Below are 14,181 nucleotides of genomic sequence, written 5' to 3' on the forward strand. Positions count from 1 at the left end.
GGTTAATCTAGTCATAACACTATGATTATCAATTATTCTATATATGTCAACACACCCTAGCATGACGCCGTATGATGACTGCAATACAGCGATGTAAAAAATCTACTGTAAATAATTGTATTCAGAATGCTGCTGCATAATACGAGAAAAATCTGACAAAAACCATCGTTTAAAATACATCAGTCAAAACAGTAAACCTGCGTGACTCTATTCGCAATACTCTGTCTTTAGCCCCTTATTAACAGTGCAAATACTGCAAATACTTCTCAAAACTGTCTCGTTGTAATTTTTTAATGATAATAATTATCATTAGTGTTATTATTAGCGTCGTCATAAATTTGCTTTAACTGTCACAAATAATATTTAATCATTTTAGTCCAAGAGGAAATCTGATGCGGTCTCATCTAACCAATAACGTCATTCGTAAAAAATATCTCACCACAGCAGTACAAATTGGCCTGATCATGGGTATGAGTCACGCCGCTTACGCTGTAGAGCCGACAAACAACACTGAAAACGATGAGGCTGCTACACCATCAGCCACCTTGGATGCTATCACCGTCTACTCAGATGGCTATCGTAGTACTGGCACCAAAACTGCATTGGACCCAAACGATGCGCCAATGAGCTATACCAGAATCGATCAAGACCTGTTGCAAAAGCGTCAGGCAGATAGCGTCAATGCTGCATTACGTTATGAGCCAGGCGTAAGCTCTGAGAGCCGCGGTACGGTATCTGTCTTTGATGAGTACAATATCCGCGGATTTAAAACCTACTCAAACTTTTATGACGGACTAAGACTGCCCTACGATGGCGCTTGGAATCTGATGCCACAAGTCGATGTCTATGCGACTGAAGCGGTCGAGGTGGTGAAAGGTCCTGCATCTTCCCTCTATGGCTATGCAGCACCCGGCGGTATGGTGAACCAAATAGCCAAAGCCCCTAAGAGCACTCAAGAAAACGAAGTACAGCTACGACTTGGCAATCAAAACCTAAAAGAAGTGGCCGTCGATAGTACAGGGCCTATCACGGACACATTGAACTATCGCTTAGTCGCGCTAAAACGTCAAAAAGATGGACAAATGCAAACCACAGAAGAAGAGCGATTGCTGATTAATCCGTCGCTTGAATGGCAAGCGACTGATGATGTGTCGGTACTTGCTAATCTGTTTTATCAAGACGATCCAGAGATGGTACCATCTACCCCATTGCCTGCTGTCGGCACCGTCTATAATGCAAGCTATGGCAAGCTTGACAGTGATGCCTATGCAGGCGATGAATGGAATAAGTTTAGTAAAGAAGTATTTATGCCAAGCGTCACCGTAAACTGGGACATCAATGACCAGTTAACTTTTAAACATATCATGCGCTATACCGATGCCGAGGCGCAGCAACGCAATATGTATAACAGTGGAGGGTTTGTAGAGGGCAGTGACACGATTCTCAATCGCGTGGCTTATACCACGGATGAGAGCATGAATAACTGGACCACGGACAACCAGCTTGCCTATAAATTCAATACAGCTAACACCTCACACAATCTACTGTTCGGTGTTGAGTATCAAGAGACAGATAGCAGCGCGACTTACTATGATGCTGGGGCAGATGGCACGCCAAATCTTGATTTATCTAATCCAGATTATTCACAAATCAATGCTGACACTCTGCCATTAGATGCTTATCGTCAAGAGGAAGATATCGAACAAAGCCAGCTTGGTTTTTATGTACAAGATGAAATGAAATGGAAAGACTGGACTGTAGTGGCAGGCTTACGTCACGATAATTTTGACAGTATCACTGAGCAAACCAAAGCCACTGAAGGCGTCATCTATAGCGACAAAACAATTGACAATGATGCCTCAGAAACCAGTGGTCGTTTCGCTGCCATTTATGACTTTGGTAATGGTTTCTCCCCTTATGCCAGCTACTCGCAGTCGTTCCAGCCTGTGGTCGGTAGTAACTTTATTACCAATGAACCATTTAAGCCAACCACTGCCGATCAACTAGAAGCTGGGGTGAAGTACTTGTCAAAAGATCGTGCCACTCAAGGAACGCTTGCCGTATTTGATATCACACAAAAAAACGTCGTAGTAGCGGATGAAATCAACTACAGAAGCCAAACGCAAACTGGTGAAATTGAATCAAAAGGCTTTGAGATATCAGGCAGTCGTATGCTCAATGATTGGGTAGATCTCGCTGCAAGCTATAGCTATACCGATGCTGAGATCACAGAAGATGAGTTCAACCCTGATGTGGTCGGCAACACCCCTGCCCAAACAGCCAAGCACAAAGCCACGCTATGGGCCGACTACTATGCGACAGACAAGCTCACTCTAAATGCTGGCATTCGCTACGAAGACGGCATGCAGATTGACAAGCAAAACTCAGATGAATTGCCAAGCGTGACGTTGGTCGATATTGGCGGTAATTATCAGATCAACCCCATGCTCGCTGTCGGCGCGAGTATCAACAATCTGTTTGATAAGACCTACGTTGGTGCTTGTTATGATACCGAGAACTGCTGGATGGGGCCTGAGCGTCAAATGTCGGTCAGCTTAAAAGCCAGTTTTTAATAAATACTACAGACAGCGGGTTGGTGCTATTAGTAAGCCAACCCGCTGTTAGAAGGAAAGCACAATATGGCAAAACCTACTCCAAGAGTACTAGAAGTTATTGGCACTAGATACATTACGCCAAATATGTGCCGTGTCACGCTTGGCGGTGCTGGCATGGTTGATTTTCCTATCGATCAAGAAAGTGCTTATATCAAACTGATATTCCCTCAAGATGCAGGTAGCCGCCCACTGATGCGCACTTATACGGTGAGCGTGCAACGTGATGGCGAAATAGATGTTGATTTTGCTTTACATGAGACGGAAGGGCCCGCATCGGCATGGGCACGTAATGCGCAAGTCGGTGATCAGATTCTGATAGGTGGTCCAGGGCCAAAAAAGCTCATTAACAATGAAGCGGATTGGTTTTTATTAGTCGGCGATATGACTGCGCTACCAGCGATTACGGTCAACTTAGCCCAGTTGCCTACTGAGGCTCGTGGTTACGCAGTACTTGAAGTGACGACTGAGGCAGATCGTCAGACACTCAAAAAACCAGAGAACGTCGAGATACATTGGGTGATTAATGCGCATCCAAATGCAGACGATAGACCTTTACTGGACTGTGTTAAATCATTGAACTGGCTTGATGGTCAACCTGCTGTTTGGGCAGCTTGTGAGTTCCATAGTATGCGTGCACTGCGCCAGTACTTCAAAGTTGAGCGCGCGGTACCAAAGACGCATTTATATGTTTCTAGCTACTGGAAAGTCGATAGCACAGAGGATCAGCATAAAATCGTCAAAAGTCAGGATGCACAAACGGAAGATCAGTAGTTACGTATTTCGAAACAAAAAAGGTGGGGCTAATATTAGCCCCACCTTTTTTTATCAATCATTATCTATCACGCTTCGACCACCTTCCCCTCTTTTACTCGACTAATCGTCAGCCCCGTGAACCCGAATAGTAGCGTCAGTAGCAGTGACAAATAACAGAAGAATGCATAAGGTAGATAGTCTAATACCGGTACCCCTAACGCCTGACTGATAAACACCCCGCACACACTCCAAGGCACTAATGGATTAATCACCGTTCCTGCATCCTCAATCGTACGAGACAAATTCTTAGGATGTAAGTTCAAACGCTCAAACGTCGAACGAAACGCCGTACCTGATAGTAGAATACTCAAGTACTGCTCACCAATCAGCACGTTAATGCTCAGTGCCGACATCGCTGCGGCGAATATCGCTCGGCCTGATGTCGTCAATGTGTCCTTAATACCAGATAGCAGTGCTGGCAGAATACCCAGTGCCGTTAATAGACCACCTAAGCTTAATGCCAGTATCACAATCGCCTGGGTAAAGAACATACTCTGTACACCGCCACGCGACAGCATACCACCTACCTCACCCAGCTCCAATGACTCAGCAGGGGCATAGCCTGCAAACAAGTAACCACCCAATTGACCAAAGCTTGGTGAGCTATGGATATAAGTAATAATCAGTGCAGCGGCAATGGTACAAATAATCGTATAAATCGCATTGACCCGAAACAGTGCCAATCCGACTAATACCACAAAGGGTAATACCGAATACCCATGTACCAGACCGCTGTCTATCAGTTGTCCTTGTAGCATGGTTACTTGACTCAGATCAGCACTGGTCGTCTGTCCTGAGAACATCCAAAACAGTATCACCGTCAGTATCCACGCAGGGACTGTCGTATACATCATATTACGAATGTGCTCAAACAGATCGATACCCACTACAGAGGACGCAATCGTACAAGTATCAGACAAGGGTGACATCTTATCACCAAAGAACGCACCTGATACTACTGCCCCTGCCGCTATCGCCACATTGGCATCAAAGGCATTACTCATCCCAATAAAGGCCACACCCAAGGTAGCTGCAGTCGTCAAACTACTGCCCAAGGCAATACCAATAATGGACGTCAAGATAAAGGCAGAGATATAGTAGTACTCAGGTGAGATAAGCTGAAAACCTACATACATCAGTGTAGGAATCGCCCCTGACATCATCAAAGCCGCAACCATCAGTCCAATAAAGAAGAACAAATAGATGGCACCGATACCACGCATGACACCTGAGGCCATTTGCGCTTGCATGTCATCGAAGCTGAGTCCTTTATACATACCAATAGCCAGTAGCACACAGATGGCTAAGATAAGAGACAGATGAGGCACCCAGCCAAAGCCGATCATGGTGATGCCCATGATACCGATGACGATGGCGGATATAATAAAGGCGAGCTTGGCACTGATTAATGTGAGGGGTTTTGGTGGCATGACACATCCTTAAAATGCCAGTAAATACTGGCACTAGATTGGGTTTTATTTTAATTTTGATTGTGAAAGTATGATTGAAGTGATTTGCTAATGAGGAAACCTATTACTTGCTCAGTAAGTCATCGGTCTTAGCTGCCATGACGAAATCATTGCGATGCAAACCCTTGATACTATGCGACCACCAAGTGACCGTAGCCTTACCCCACTCTACCAATATACCCGGATGATGTCCTTCTGCTTCAGCGATTTCTGCCAGTTGATTGGCAAATGCCATTGCTGAGACGAAGTTTTTAAATTTGTACTGACGCTGCAATTGCTGAATACCATCCACCTCAATTAGTGACCAATCAGGAATTTGCGGTAATAATTCTTTTGCTTCGGCTTCATCAACTTTCGGTGCGCCAATGCGGCAAGCTTCGCAGCTATTTTGTGATAACGCTGTCATAATAAAATCCTTTTATAGTGGCTGTTTTCGATGTCAGTTTTTAATGGTTGTTTTGATAGCTAGTTTCTAATACTCGTACATCGATGTTGATATAGCTGTATTGCTATCTCAATACTTCGTACTGAAGTGATAGTTTTCATGTTTAATTTTGAATTGACATCTTTAACGAGTTTTTTCTGGATAGGTCGGCTCAAATAGTCCAAGCGACATAGCTTTTTTGACCGTACCCATAATGTCACTATTGACGATATCAAATAAGGTATCTAATTCATCGATGACATAGTAGATCGGCTGTATCTGATCGATACGATAAGGCGTCCGCAACACATCGAGCAAATCAAACGCTCGGTGCTCAGGTTGAGACTGAGGTTGAGATTGCGGCTTATTTTGAGCGATTGGAAGCTCTTGCGGCGTCCGATCAAGTGCGTAGATCGTTTCAGAAGGTGAGCTTAATATACCGCCGCCATAAATTCTACGATCTTCCACGCGGCTGCCTACTAATCCAAACTCGATGGTAAACCAATAAAGCCTTGCTAAAAACCAGCGCTCCTCTTTGGTTGCACTAAGACCAAGCTTACCATACGTCTCATTAAAGGCTGCAAACGCAGGATGGGTCAATAGCGGACAATGCCCAACGATTTCGTGAAAGATATCAGGCTCTTCGATATAGTCCATATCATCGAATCGACGAATAAACGTCGCCACAGGAAAGGACTTATTGGCGAGCAGTTTGAAAAATTTACCAAAGCTAATTAATGCAGGCACAGCAGCCGTTTGCCAACCTGTGGTCGCTTGTAATACCTCATCGATATCATGCAGCTGCGGGATATGCGTCGTCGGTAAATTTAACTTAGTCAAACCATCTAGATATGCAGTACAAGCACGATTAGGCGTTTGCTCTGCTTGACGTGCCAGCAGCGCTTGCCACATCGCATGCTCATCATCACTATAGTGAATATGACCATTGCTATCTGGCTGGTGTGAGATATAGGGCTGTTTTTTATTTGTCGCGTTAGAATGACTGGACGCATCGTCGCTTTGCTTATTAGTCGCAACGCTATTGGTACCGATGGCAGTATTAAGAGAATCTATCTGTGATAGGCGTTCCATGCCTGTATTCCTTTTATCGCAATGAGAGCATTACCTTTGCAGTATGCTTTTAGGTAATACTCCTATTAAGGACAACACAAACTCCTTTTGTCTTGTCCATTGATTAAACGTGGCCCGAGCATTAGACAATATTATAGGGTTTCAGTCTCTGGCTGACCGACTGTGCCGCGACGTACTTGGTCACGCTCTATCGATTCAAACAACGCTTTAAAGTTGCCTTCACCAAAGCCATCTGCATAATCGCCTTTACGTTGAATAAACTCAAAGAACACTGGGCTACCTAAGATGGTTTCCGAGAAAATCTGTAGTAATAGACGCGGTGCGCCGCCTTCTGTTGTACCGTCTAACAAGATACCGCGCGTTTGCAAGTCAGCGACATTTTCACCATGGTTCGGTAAACGCTCGCTCAGCATTTCATAATAAGCGGCATTTGGTGCGGTCATCAGCGGAATACCAGCTGCTTTTAGCTTATCAATACTGGCAAACAAGTCATCACTGGCTAAAGCAATATGCTGAATACCTTCGCCATTGAAGTGCATTAGATACTCTTCGATTTGGCCACCGCCCTGCTTGGCTTCTTCATTCAGTGGAATACGGATTTTTCCATCCGGTGCTGTCATGGCTTTACTGGTTAGTCCCGTGTACTCACCTTTGATATCAAAGTAGCGAATCTCGCGGAAATTAAAGATACGCTCATAGAATTTTGCCCAGTATGCCATGCGTCCACGATAGACGTTGTGCGTTAGATGGTCGATAACTTTGAAGCCATAGCCGACAGGGTTTCTGTCGATATCTGCAAAGAACTCAAAGTCGACATCATAGATAGATTCGCCGTCTTTATAACGGTCAATCAAATAGATTAATGATCCGCCAATGCCTTTGATAGCAGGCAATCTAAGCTCCATCACCCCAGTTGGCACATCTACTGGCTGCGCACCCATTTCCACCGCAAGCTCATATGCTTTTTTGGCATCTTTTACCCGAAAGCCCATGCTACAAGCACCAGCACCATGCTCTTCAACGAAGTAACTGGATTGGCTTTTTGGCTCACGGTTTAAGATAAGGTTGATATCACCTTGGCGATATAGAGCAACGTCTTTTGAACGGTGATTGGCGACATGGGCAAAACCAAGCTGCTTAAACAATGCGTCGACTGCATCAGGCTGCGGAGAAGCAAACTCGACAAAATCAAATCCATTTAGTCCCATTGGGTTGTCAAATAAATCTGCCATTGTAATTATCCTTAATTTCAATTGGTAATAGAAAATCGATGAGTGGTAAAAGTCGATTATTAGTAAAAGTCTATAAAACGATTAATAATCAATCTTTATTGTTGACGTTGTATTTATATTAGATTAGCTTTATTTATAAGACTAATTGTTTTTTATGATTTATTTATCAGGTTTACTTATGAATATCAGCATTCGCCAATTGACCGCATTTATCAAAGTCGCTGACAACGGCAGTTTTACTCGTGCCAGCGAACAGATGTATTTGACCCAATCTGCCGTCAGTGGATTGATTAAGGAATTAGAGACTGGCCTAGGTATCGTGTTGTTTGATCGCACCACTCGCCAGTTATCTTTGTCAGCAGTCGGACGGCATCTACTACCGCAAGCGCGGCGTATCTTGAATGAAATGCAGCTGTTTGAAAATGAAGCAAGTAGCTTGACCAGCTTAGCCCAAGGTCATGTGCGCTTGGCTGTATCACAGTTTGCGGCGTCTTCCCTACCTGCCGTCATCGCTCAATTTGCCAAAGAATATCCAAATATCGGCGTCTCACTATTGGACTGTTCAGCAGAAAATTTGCTCAAGCATATTCAAGATATCGAAGTCGATTTAGGGGTTGGTACCGAGCTCGGTTTTATAGAAACTGATGATGACATCAGGGCTGACTTGTTGTATCAGCTACCATTTTGCGTGGTTATGCCAGACAATCATGCACTGGCACAAAGAGACGAAATTACTTGGCAAGATTTATTAGAAACGCCACTAATTACCTTACAAGGTCCGTTCCTAGATCAAGTAACCGCAGAGCTCGACGACTCTATCTCCGCTCACGTTCAACAAGCTCGATACAAGGTGAACTTTATGTCCACCGCGCTTGAGATGACACGCCAAGGTTTTGGTATCACGCTGTGTCTGCCTTATATGCCTGAGGTCATTGACTGGGTCAGTGCCAATGGTCTACTGATGCGCCCACTCACTCAACCAGTCAAAATGCGGCAGTTCTTTATCTATCAGCGAGCATCTCGCGCTTTGTCTCCAGCGACGATTGCCTTCAAACAGTTTCTGCAAACGTATTTTGCGACTCATTATAACGACCTACATCACTCTGACTCATCGTCTACCAAATGACATATAGCACCTCAAATGCGCTTGATAGATGGATAAACAATCTATTTGGCTATTTATTTTATTAATTGCCTCATATAACCCACTCTCGTGTTGAGTTCAGCCGCGATTTGCTCTATGATTTTCGGCTGCTCGATTTATATTTTTATAAGGAAATGGCATGTTTGAACGTATCGATTATTACGCTGGTGATCCAATCTTAGGTCTTATGGAAAAATACTCAGCAGATAGCAATCCTAACAAGGTCAATTTAGGTATTGGTATTTATTATGATGAGAATGGCGTATTGCCTGTACTCGACTGTGTAAAAACAGCCGAAGAGCGTATTGCTGATCCTATCGCACCGCGTCCATACCTGCCAATGGCAGGCCTGCCAGGTCACCGTAAAGGCTGTCAGGAATTACTATTTGGTAAAGACGCTCAGATTTTAAAGGACGGCTTGGTCGCTACTATCGCTACAATCGGTGGTTCTGGCGCGTTGAAAGTTGGTGCTGAATTTATCCATGACTGGTTCCCACAAGCCAAATGCTATGTGAGCGATCCGACATGGGGCAACCATATCGCTATCTTTGAAGGCTCTGATGTAGAAGTCGGTAAATACCCGTACTACGACAAAGCCAACAGCAGCATCAAATTTGATGAAATGATTGCGTTTTTTGAGACATTAAACAAAAATGACGTTATTTTGCTACACCCATGCTGCCATAACCCAACCGGTATGGATTTGACTCAAGCGCAATGGGACACTGTACTCAACGTCGTGAAGGCGCGTGAGCTGATTCCATTCATGGACATCGCTTATCAAGGGTTTGGCGAAGACATGGACAGCGATGCTTACGCTATTCGTAAAGCGGTTGAGATGGGCTTGCCATTGTTTGTTAGCAACTCATTCTCTAAAAACTTATCGCTATACGGCGAGCGCGTCGGCGGCCTATCAGTCGTCTGCCCAACCGTAGACGAAACCGATCGCGTATTCGGTCAGCTAAACGCAACCGTACGCCGTATCTACTCAAGCCCGCCATCACATGGTGGACGTGTGGTCGATATCGTTATGAACGATGAAACACTACATGAGCAGTGGGTTGGCGAAGTTTATGCGATGCGCGACCGTATCAAAGCGATGCGCCTAAAGCTAAAATCGGTATTAGAAGCTAAAATCCCTAACCGTAACTTTGATTACATCACTCGTCAAAATGGTATGTTTAGCTTTACTGGTCTCACGCCTGAGCAAGTCGAGCGTTTACAGATTGAGTTTGGGATCTATATGGTATCTAACTCACGTATGTGTGTGGCTGGCCTAAATACTAGTAACATCGACTATGTGGCTAATGCCATGGCAGACGTCTTAAAAGACTAATTAGTCCAAGTTACTTAACATATTACTCAATATATAACTTTATAAAAAATAAACATAGATAAGAAAGGCTGAGCGATTGCGCGGCCTTTTTTTGCGCCTAGCATTTAATCAAAACCATCTAGTCAGAACCGTTTAGCTAAAACCCTTTAGTCAAACAACGGCAACAACTTTTCAAAGCAGCCTTTTCACAAAAGACGTTGCAGAAAAAACTTGCAATCCATATATCAATAAATTACATTATACGTAAGTGATTAATTATAACGTAATTCATAATGTATATTAGCAAGGAGCAAATCATGTCAATGACTGACAGCACCCTCACCTCTTTTATCGATATCGCTGCTGACTCTGACTTTTCTATTCACAATCTCCCTTATGGTATCTTTAGCGAGACTAAAGACGCTGCTGGTGATAACAAGCGCCGTGCAGGTGTTGCCATTGGTAAGCATGTACTCGACTTGTCTGTATTAGAGACAGAAGGACTATTAAGTTTGGAAGGTGGTCCTTATTTTAACCAATCCACTCTAAATGCTTTTATTGATTCTGGTCGAGACAATTGGACGCAGGCACGCACGACCATTCAGACACTGCTGTCTAGCGACACTGACACCTTACGCGACCATGCAGACTTGCAAAAAAAGGCGCTGTTTAAGCAAGCAGACGTCACCATGCATTTGCCAGTGCAAGTACCGGGCTTTACCGATTTTTACTCATCGAAAGAACATGCGACCAACGTCGGCACCATGTTCCGCGATCCAAACAACGCCCTATTGCCTAACTGGACCGAAATGCCTGTCGGCTATAATGGACGCGCTAGCACCGTTATTGTCAGTGGAACTGATATCGTGCGTCCATCAGGTCAGCTAAAGCCTAGCCCTGATGAGCGTCCTATCTTCTCAGCCTGTAAGCGCTTGGATTTTGAGCTAGAGACCGCCTTTGTCGTTGGTAAAGGCAATCATATCGGTCAGCCAATCGCCGTAGATGATGCCGCTGATCATATCTTTGGCATGGTGTTGCTCAATGATTGGTCAGCCCGAGATATCCAAAAATGGGAATATGTGCCTTTAGGTCCATTCAATGCCAAGACCTTTGCCTCTGAGGTTTCTCCTTGGATTGTCACTATGGATGCATTGGCTCCATTCAAAACAGCTTGTCCAACGCAAGAACCCAAGCCACTTGCTTATTTAAATGAAAAATCGAGCGACAACAGCTTTGATATCAATCTATCGGTTGAATTACTACCTAAAAATGCGGAAACAGCGACAGTCATTTGTGAGACCAACTTCAAATACATGTATTGGTCAATGGCACAGCAGCTTACCCACCACACCATCACTGGCTGTAAAGTAGAAGTCGGCGACATGATGGGCTCAGGCACGATTTCAGGGCCAACACCTGACTCTTATGGCTCGATGCTAGAGATTGCTTGGAATGCTACCAAACCAGTCACACTAAAAGATGGTGAGACGCGCAGCTTCATCGAAGATGGTGACACCGTCATCATGAAAGGCTATAGCGAAAAAGACGGCATCCGTGTTGGCTTTGGTGAAGTACGCGGCAAGGTATTACCAGCGCTTAGCTTTGATTTTGACAAGTAGCATTTAAGAAATAACATAGATAGATAAATAGCAAAATAGGCGTGAAAATTCTCATGCAGGCGGATAGGAAGACAAACGCATTCACCTACTCATCGTTATGCGAATACAGCCAAATGAGTAACACGTCTTATCAAAAGGAGTTTGATATGAGTTTTCAAATTGAGAAAATTCATCATGTGGCTTACCGCTGCAAAGATGCCAAAGAAACCGTCGAATGGTATAAAAAAAATCTAAATATGGATTTCATTTTAGCATTCGCAGAAGACCATGTGCCTTCGACCAAAGCCTTTGACCCCTATATGCACGTCTTTTTGAATGCAGGCAGTGGCAATGTCTTGGCCTTCTTTGAAGTGCCCAATCAGCCTGAAATGGCCTTTGATCCAAATACCCCAAGCTGGGTGCAGCATTTAGCGCTAAAGGTTAAGGACCGTGATGAATTAATCGTTGCCAAAGAGCATTTGGAACAAGGCGGCATCGATGTCATTGGCGTGACCAATCACGGTATTTTCCACTCAATTTACTTCTTTGATCCCAATGGTCATCGTCTCGAGCTGACCTATGATGATCCAACCTCAGAAGACAAAGTATCGATGATTACAGATGCCATCAAGCAAGACATGCTAGATGAGTGGTCTCGTACTAAACGCGCCCCAGCACACACGCAGTTTTTGCATAGTGATGAGTTGTCTGAAGCACGCGAAGTTGCCCCTGTCGGTAAGTGACACAGAACATTAGAGTATCTTTAGAAATAAGTTCTCTAAAGATACTCTAATTATGCAATTTGATAACGCTGTGCTATCGCCAGTATTTGCTTAACCACATTATGTTGCGCGCTTATTGGCAATTGCTCTGTCGTTCCAATGATAGTGATGGCATATTCTAGCGGTAAATCTTCACTAGCAACTTTATCACTACTTGTGGATGGTTTAGTAGCACTATTGGCAAACTGCGGCAATATGACAGGTATCGTAATGGCGTTGATCCCCATGAGCATATCGCCCGTCACTGTCGCATAGCCTTGAGTACGAATTTCGGCCTGTAGCTGGGTAAAGTGCTGCCACTTCTCGGCCATATCTGCGACGGTATTACTCGCATGCCACTCAGCTGTGACCAATGGCTGAATGACGGCATCAGGTTGATAACTGGCAAATAACTGCCCTGTGGCCGATGTTGTCAGCGGCATACGTGAGCCAATGCGAGTGATGATACTAATCGGACTGTCTGGCTCAACGGACTGAATAATAATAGGGCCTTCGCTAAACCATTTGGCAATTTGTACACCGCAGTTTAAGGTGTCTTTGATTTCATTAGCCACTTGCGTGAGACGTGCCAAAAGATTGTTTTGGTTGAGTCCAGTATGTCCTAGTGATGCCAATGCATTGACTCTATCACCAAGCCCATAGCGACCATCATCGAGCTTACGTGCATAGTTTTTGCGGATGAGACTGACCAAGTAACGATGGGATTTTGCTGGATGCATTTGCATGGATTCAGCGATATCCTTTAGCATCATAGGCTCATTGCGGTCGATCAGCACATCGAGTATCGACAGCCCAATCTCAAGCGACTGAACCCCACTTTGGTTTTTACTGGTAATAGAACTCTCTACAAGGGTTTTGTCTGCTGGCATGATTTGCTCGATTCTGGTGTGCTTGGTTATTTTTTGATGATGGTTTGCTTGTGAATGGTTTTTTCAATAATGGCTTGCCCGATCAAATACCAGTGAGATACAGACCTTACTTCATAATATTTATCTTTATAAAAACACATCTACATAAGGACATGAATCATGATGACACTTTATGGCTATTTTCGTAGTAGCACGTCTTACCGTACTCGTATCGCTATGAACCTAAAAGGCTTAGATTACGATGATATCACGATCAATCTAGCACAGGATGAACAGTTAAAGTCTGCCTTTAAAGCGATTAATCCACAAGGATTGGTGCCTGTCCTACAAGCTGACGATTTATTATTATATCAAAGTCCAGCTATCTTGGAGTGGTTAGAAGAGGTCTACCCTGAGCATCCATTATTACCTAACGATGCTGCTGGACGTATGCAGGTACGCGCGCTGAGCGCCATGATTGGTTGCGACATCCACCCAATTAATAATCGCCGCATCCTACAGTACCTACGCAATGAGCTGTCAGTAGACGAGGAAAATGTGATTGCATGGTGCAACCGCTGGATCAGTGAAGGATTTGCTGCTTTAGAGACACGTTTGGCAGCGGATAACAATCGCGGACAATTCTGCTATGGGGACAGTCCTACTCTCGCAGATTGTTATTTGATTCCGCAAGTCTCTTCTGCTCGCCGCTTCAAAGTAGATTTGAGCGCTTATCCCAATATCGTCGCCATTGATACTCATTGCCGTACACTAAAGGCATTCGCAGATGCGGATCCTATGATGCAGCCTGATGCGCCGAAACGTGATGCCTAATTTAAGACAGTTTTT

12 protein-coding genes are annotated in these 14,181 nt (G+C 44.3%); 7 read left to right on the forward strand and 5 right to left on the reverse strand.

Annotated features, from left to right (window positions below):
- The first annotated feature begins 392 nt into the window (after window positions 1–392).
- Both FQV37_RS06630 and FQV37_RS06635 read left to right on the forward strand, forming a co-directional pair.
- On the forward strand, window positions 393–2,573 hold the full coding sequence (locus FQV37_RS06630) for a TonB-dependent siderophore receptor (RefSeq protein ID WP_160021798.1): 2,181 nt from the start codon (window positions 393–395) through the stop codon (window positions 2,571–2,573).
- 66 nt (window positions 2,574–2,639) lie between these two features.
- Window positions 2,640–3,386 (forward strand): siderophore-interacting protein, encoded by a 747-nt coding sequence (locus tag FQV37_RS06635; protein ID WP_101204486.1) that lies wholly within the window; start codon window positions 2,640–2,642, stop codon window positions 3,384–3,386.
- A 68-nt stretch (window positions 3,387–3,454) separates the two neighbouring features.
- On the opposite strand, the gene FQV37_RS06640 is transcribed toward FQV37_RS06635, so the two are convergent.
- The 4 genes from FQV37_RS06640 to hppD all read right to left on the reverse strand — a co-directional run bounded on the left by FQV37_RS06640 (window position 3,455) and on the right by hppD (window position 7,645).
- The gene (locus FQV37_RS06640; RefSeq protein WP_160021800.1) at window positions 3,455–4,858 is read right to left on the reverse strand and encodes a Na+/H+ antiporter NhaC family protein; all 1,404 of its coding nucleotides are present in this window, start codon (window positions 4,856–4,858) and stop codon (window positions 3,455–3,457) included.
- A gap of 103 nt (window positions 4,859–4,961) precedes the next feature.
- Window positions 4,962–5,303, reverse strand: coding sequence for a 4a-hydroxytetrahydrobiopterin dehydratase (locus FQV37_RS06645; RefSeq protein ID WP_101204484.1), 342 nt, complete (start codon window positions 5,301–5,303; stop codon window positions 4,962–4,964).
- Window positions 5,304–5,465: 162 nt separating this feature from the next.
- Complete coding sequence (gene phhA / locus FQV37_RS06650; protein ID WP_160021802.1) at window positions 5,466–6,413, reverse strand: phenylalanine 4-monooxygenase; 948 nt, start codon at window positions 6,411–6,413, stop codon at window positions 5,466–5,468.
- 131 nt (window positions 6,414–6,544) lie between these two features.
- Window positions 6,545–7,645 (reverse strand): 4-hydroxyphenylpyruvate dioxygenase, encoded by a 1,101-nt coding sequence (hppD, locus tag FQV37_RS06655; protein WP_101204482.1) that lies wholly within the window; start codon window positions 7,643–7,645, stop codon window positions 6,545–6,547.
- A gap of 178 nt (window positions 7,646–7,823) precedes the next feature.
- Here hppD and FQV37_RS06660 point away from each other — a divergent pair, with 178 nt between their 5' ends.
- The 4 genes from FQV37_RS06660 to FQV37_RS06675 all read left to right on the forward strand — a co-directional run bounded on the left by FQV37_RS06660 (window position 7,824) and on the right by FQV37_RS06675 (window position 12,445).
- Window positions 7,824–8,771, forward strand: coding sequence for a LysR family transcriptional regulator (locus tag FQV37_RS06660; protein ID WP_160021804.1), 948 nt, complete (start codon window positions 7,824–7,826; stop codon window positions 8,769–8,771).
- A 157-nt stretch (window positions 8,772–8,928) separates the two neighbouring features.
- Entirely contained in the window at window positions 8,929–10,125 is a 1,197-nt protein-coding gene (locus tag FQV37_RS06665) for an amino acid aminotransferase (protein WP_160021806.1), read from the forward strand.
- Between the two features lie 296 nt (window positions 10,126–10,421).
- A complete protein-coding gene (gene fahA / locus FQV37_RS06670; RefSeq protein ID WP_420876988.1) occupies window positions 10,422–11,723 on the forward strand; it encodes a fumarylacetoacetase in 1,302 nt (433 codons plus the stop codon).
- Between the two features lie 146 nt (window positions 11,724–11,869).
- Window positions 11,870–12,445 (forward strand): VOC family protein, encoded by a 576-nt coding sequence (locus tag FQV37_RS06675; protein ID WP_160021808.1) that lies wholly within the window; start codon window positions 11,870–11,872, stop codon window positions 12,443–12,445.
- Window positions 12,446–12,495: 50 nt separating this feature from the next.
- Here FQV37_RS06675 and FQV37_RS06680 read toward each other — a convergent pair whose 3' ends face one another.
- Window positions 12,496–13,353: an IclR family transcriptional regulator gene (locus tag FQV37_RS06680; protein ID WP_160021810.1), complete on the reverse strand. Its 858-nt coding sequence runs from the start codon at window positions 13,351–13,353 to the stop codon at window positions 12,496–12,498.
- A gap of 162 nt (window positions 13,354–13,515) precedes the next feature.
- On the opposite strand from FQV37_RS06680, the gene maiA reads away from it, so the two are divergent.
- Window positions 13,516–14,166 (forward strand): maleylacetoacetate isomerase, encoded by a 651-nt coding sequence (maiA, locus tag FQV37_RS06685; RefSeq protein ID WP_205962066.1) that lies wholly within the window; start codon window positions 13,516–13,518, stop codon window positions 14,164–14,166.
- Window positions 14,167–14,181: the final 15 nt, after the last annotated feature.

Source organism: Psychrobacter nivimaris, assembly GCF_009812035.1.
GTDB classification, from domain to species: Bacteria; Pseudomonadota; Gammaproteobacteria; order Pseudomonadales; family Moraxellaceae; genus Psychrobacter; species Psychrobacter nivimaris.

What these genes read in the sequence shown, in the direction of transcription:
- phhA (WP_160021802.1), bottom strand. Translation starts at nt 6,413, where the DNA reads ATGGAACGCCTATCACAGATAGATTCTCTTAATACTGCCATCGGTACC.
- FQV37_RS06640 (WP_160021800.1), bottom strand. Translation starts at nt 4,858, where the DNA reads ATGCCACCAAAACCCCTCACATTAATCAGTGCCAAGCTCGCCTTTATT.
- hppD (WP_101204482.1), bottom strand. Translation starts at nt 7,645, where the DNA reads ATGGCAGATTTATTTGACAACCCAATGGGACTAAATGGATTTGATTTT.
- FQV37_RS06680 (WP_160021810.1), bottom strand. Translation starts at nt 13,353, where the DNA reads ATGCCAGCAGACAAAACCCTTGTAGAGAGTTCTATTACCAGTAAAAAC.
- FQV37_RS06645 (WP_101204484.1), bottom strand. Translation starts at nt 5,303, where the DNA reads ATGACAGCGTTATCACAAAATAGCTGCGAAGCTTGCCGCATTGGCGCA.
- FQV37_RS06665 (WP_160021806.1), top strand. Translation starts at nt 8,929, where the DNA reads ATGTTTGAACGTATCGATTATTACGCTGGTGATCCAATCTTAGGTCTT.
- fahA (WP_420876988.1), top strand. Translation starts at nt 10,422, where the DNA reads ATGTCAATGACTGACAGCACCCTCACCTCTTTTATCGATATCGCTGCT.
- FQV37_RS06635 (WP_101204486.1), top strand. Translation starts at nt 2,640, where the DNA reads ATGGCAAAACCTACTCCAAGAGTACTAGAAGTTATTGGCACTAGATAC.
- maiA (WP_205962066.1), top strand. Translation starts at nt 13,516, where the DNA reads ATGACACTTTATGGCTATTTTCGTAGTAGCACGTCTTACCGTACTCGT.
- FQV37_RS06630 (WP_160021798.1), top strand. Translation starts at nt 393, where the DNA reads ATGCGGTCTCATCTAACCAATAACGTCATTCGTAAAAAATATCTCACC.
- FQV37_RS06675 (WP_160021808.1), top strand. Translation starts at nt 11,870, where the DNA reads ATGAGTTTTCAAATTGAGAAAATTCATCATGTGGCTTACCGCTGCAAA.
- FQV37_RS06660 (WP_160021804.1), top strand. Translation starts at nt 7,824, where the DNA reads ATGAATATCAGCATTCGCCAATTGACCGCATTTATCAAAGTCGCTGAC.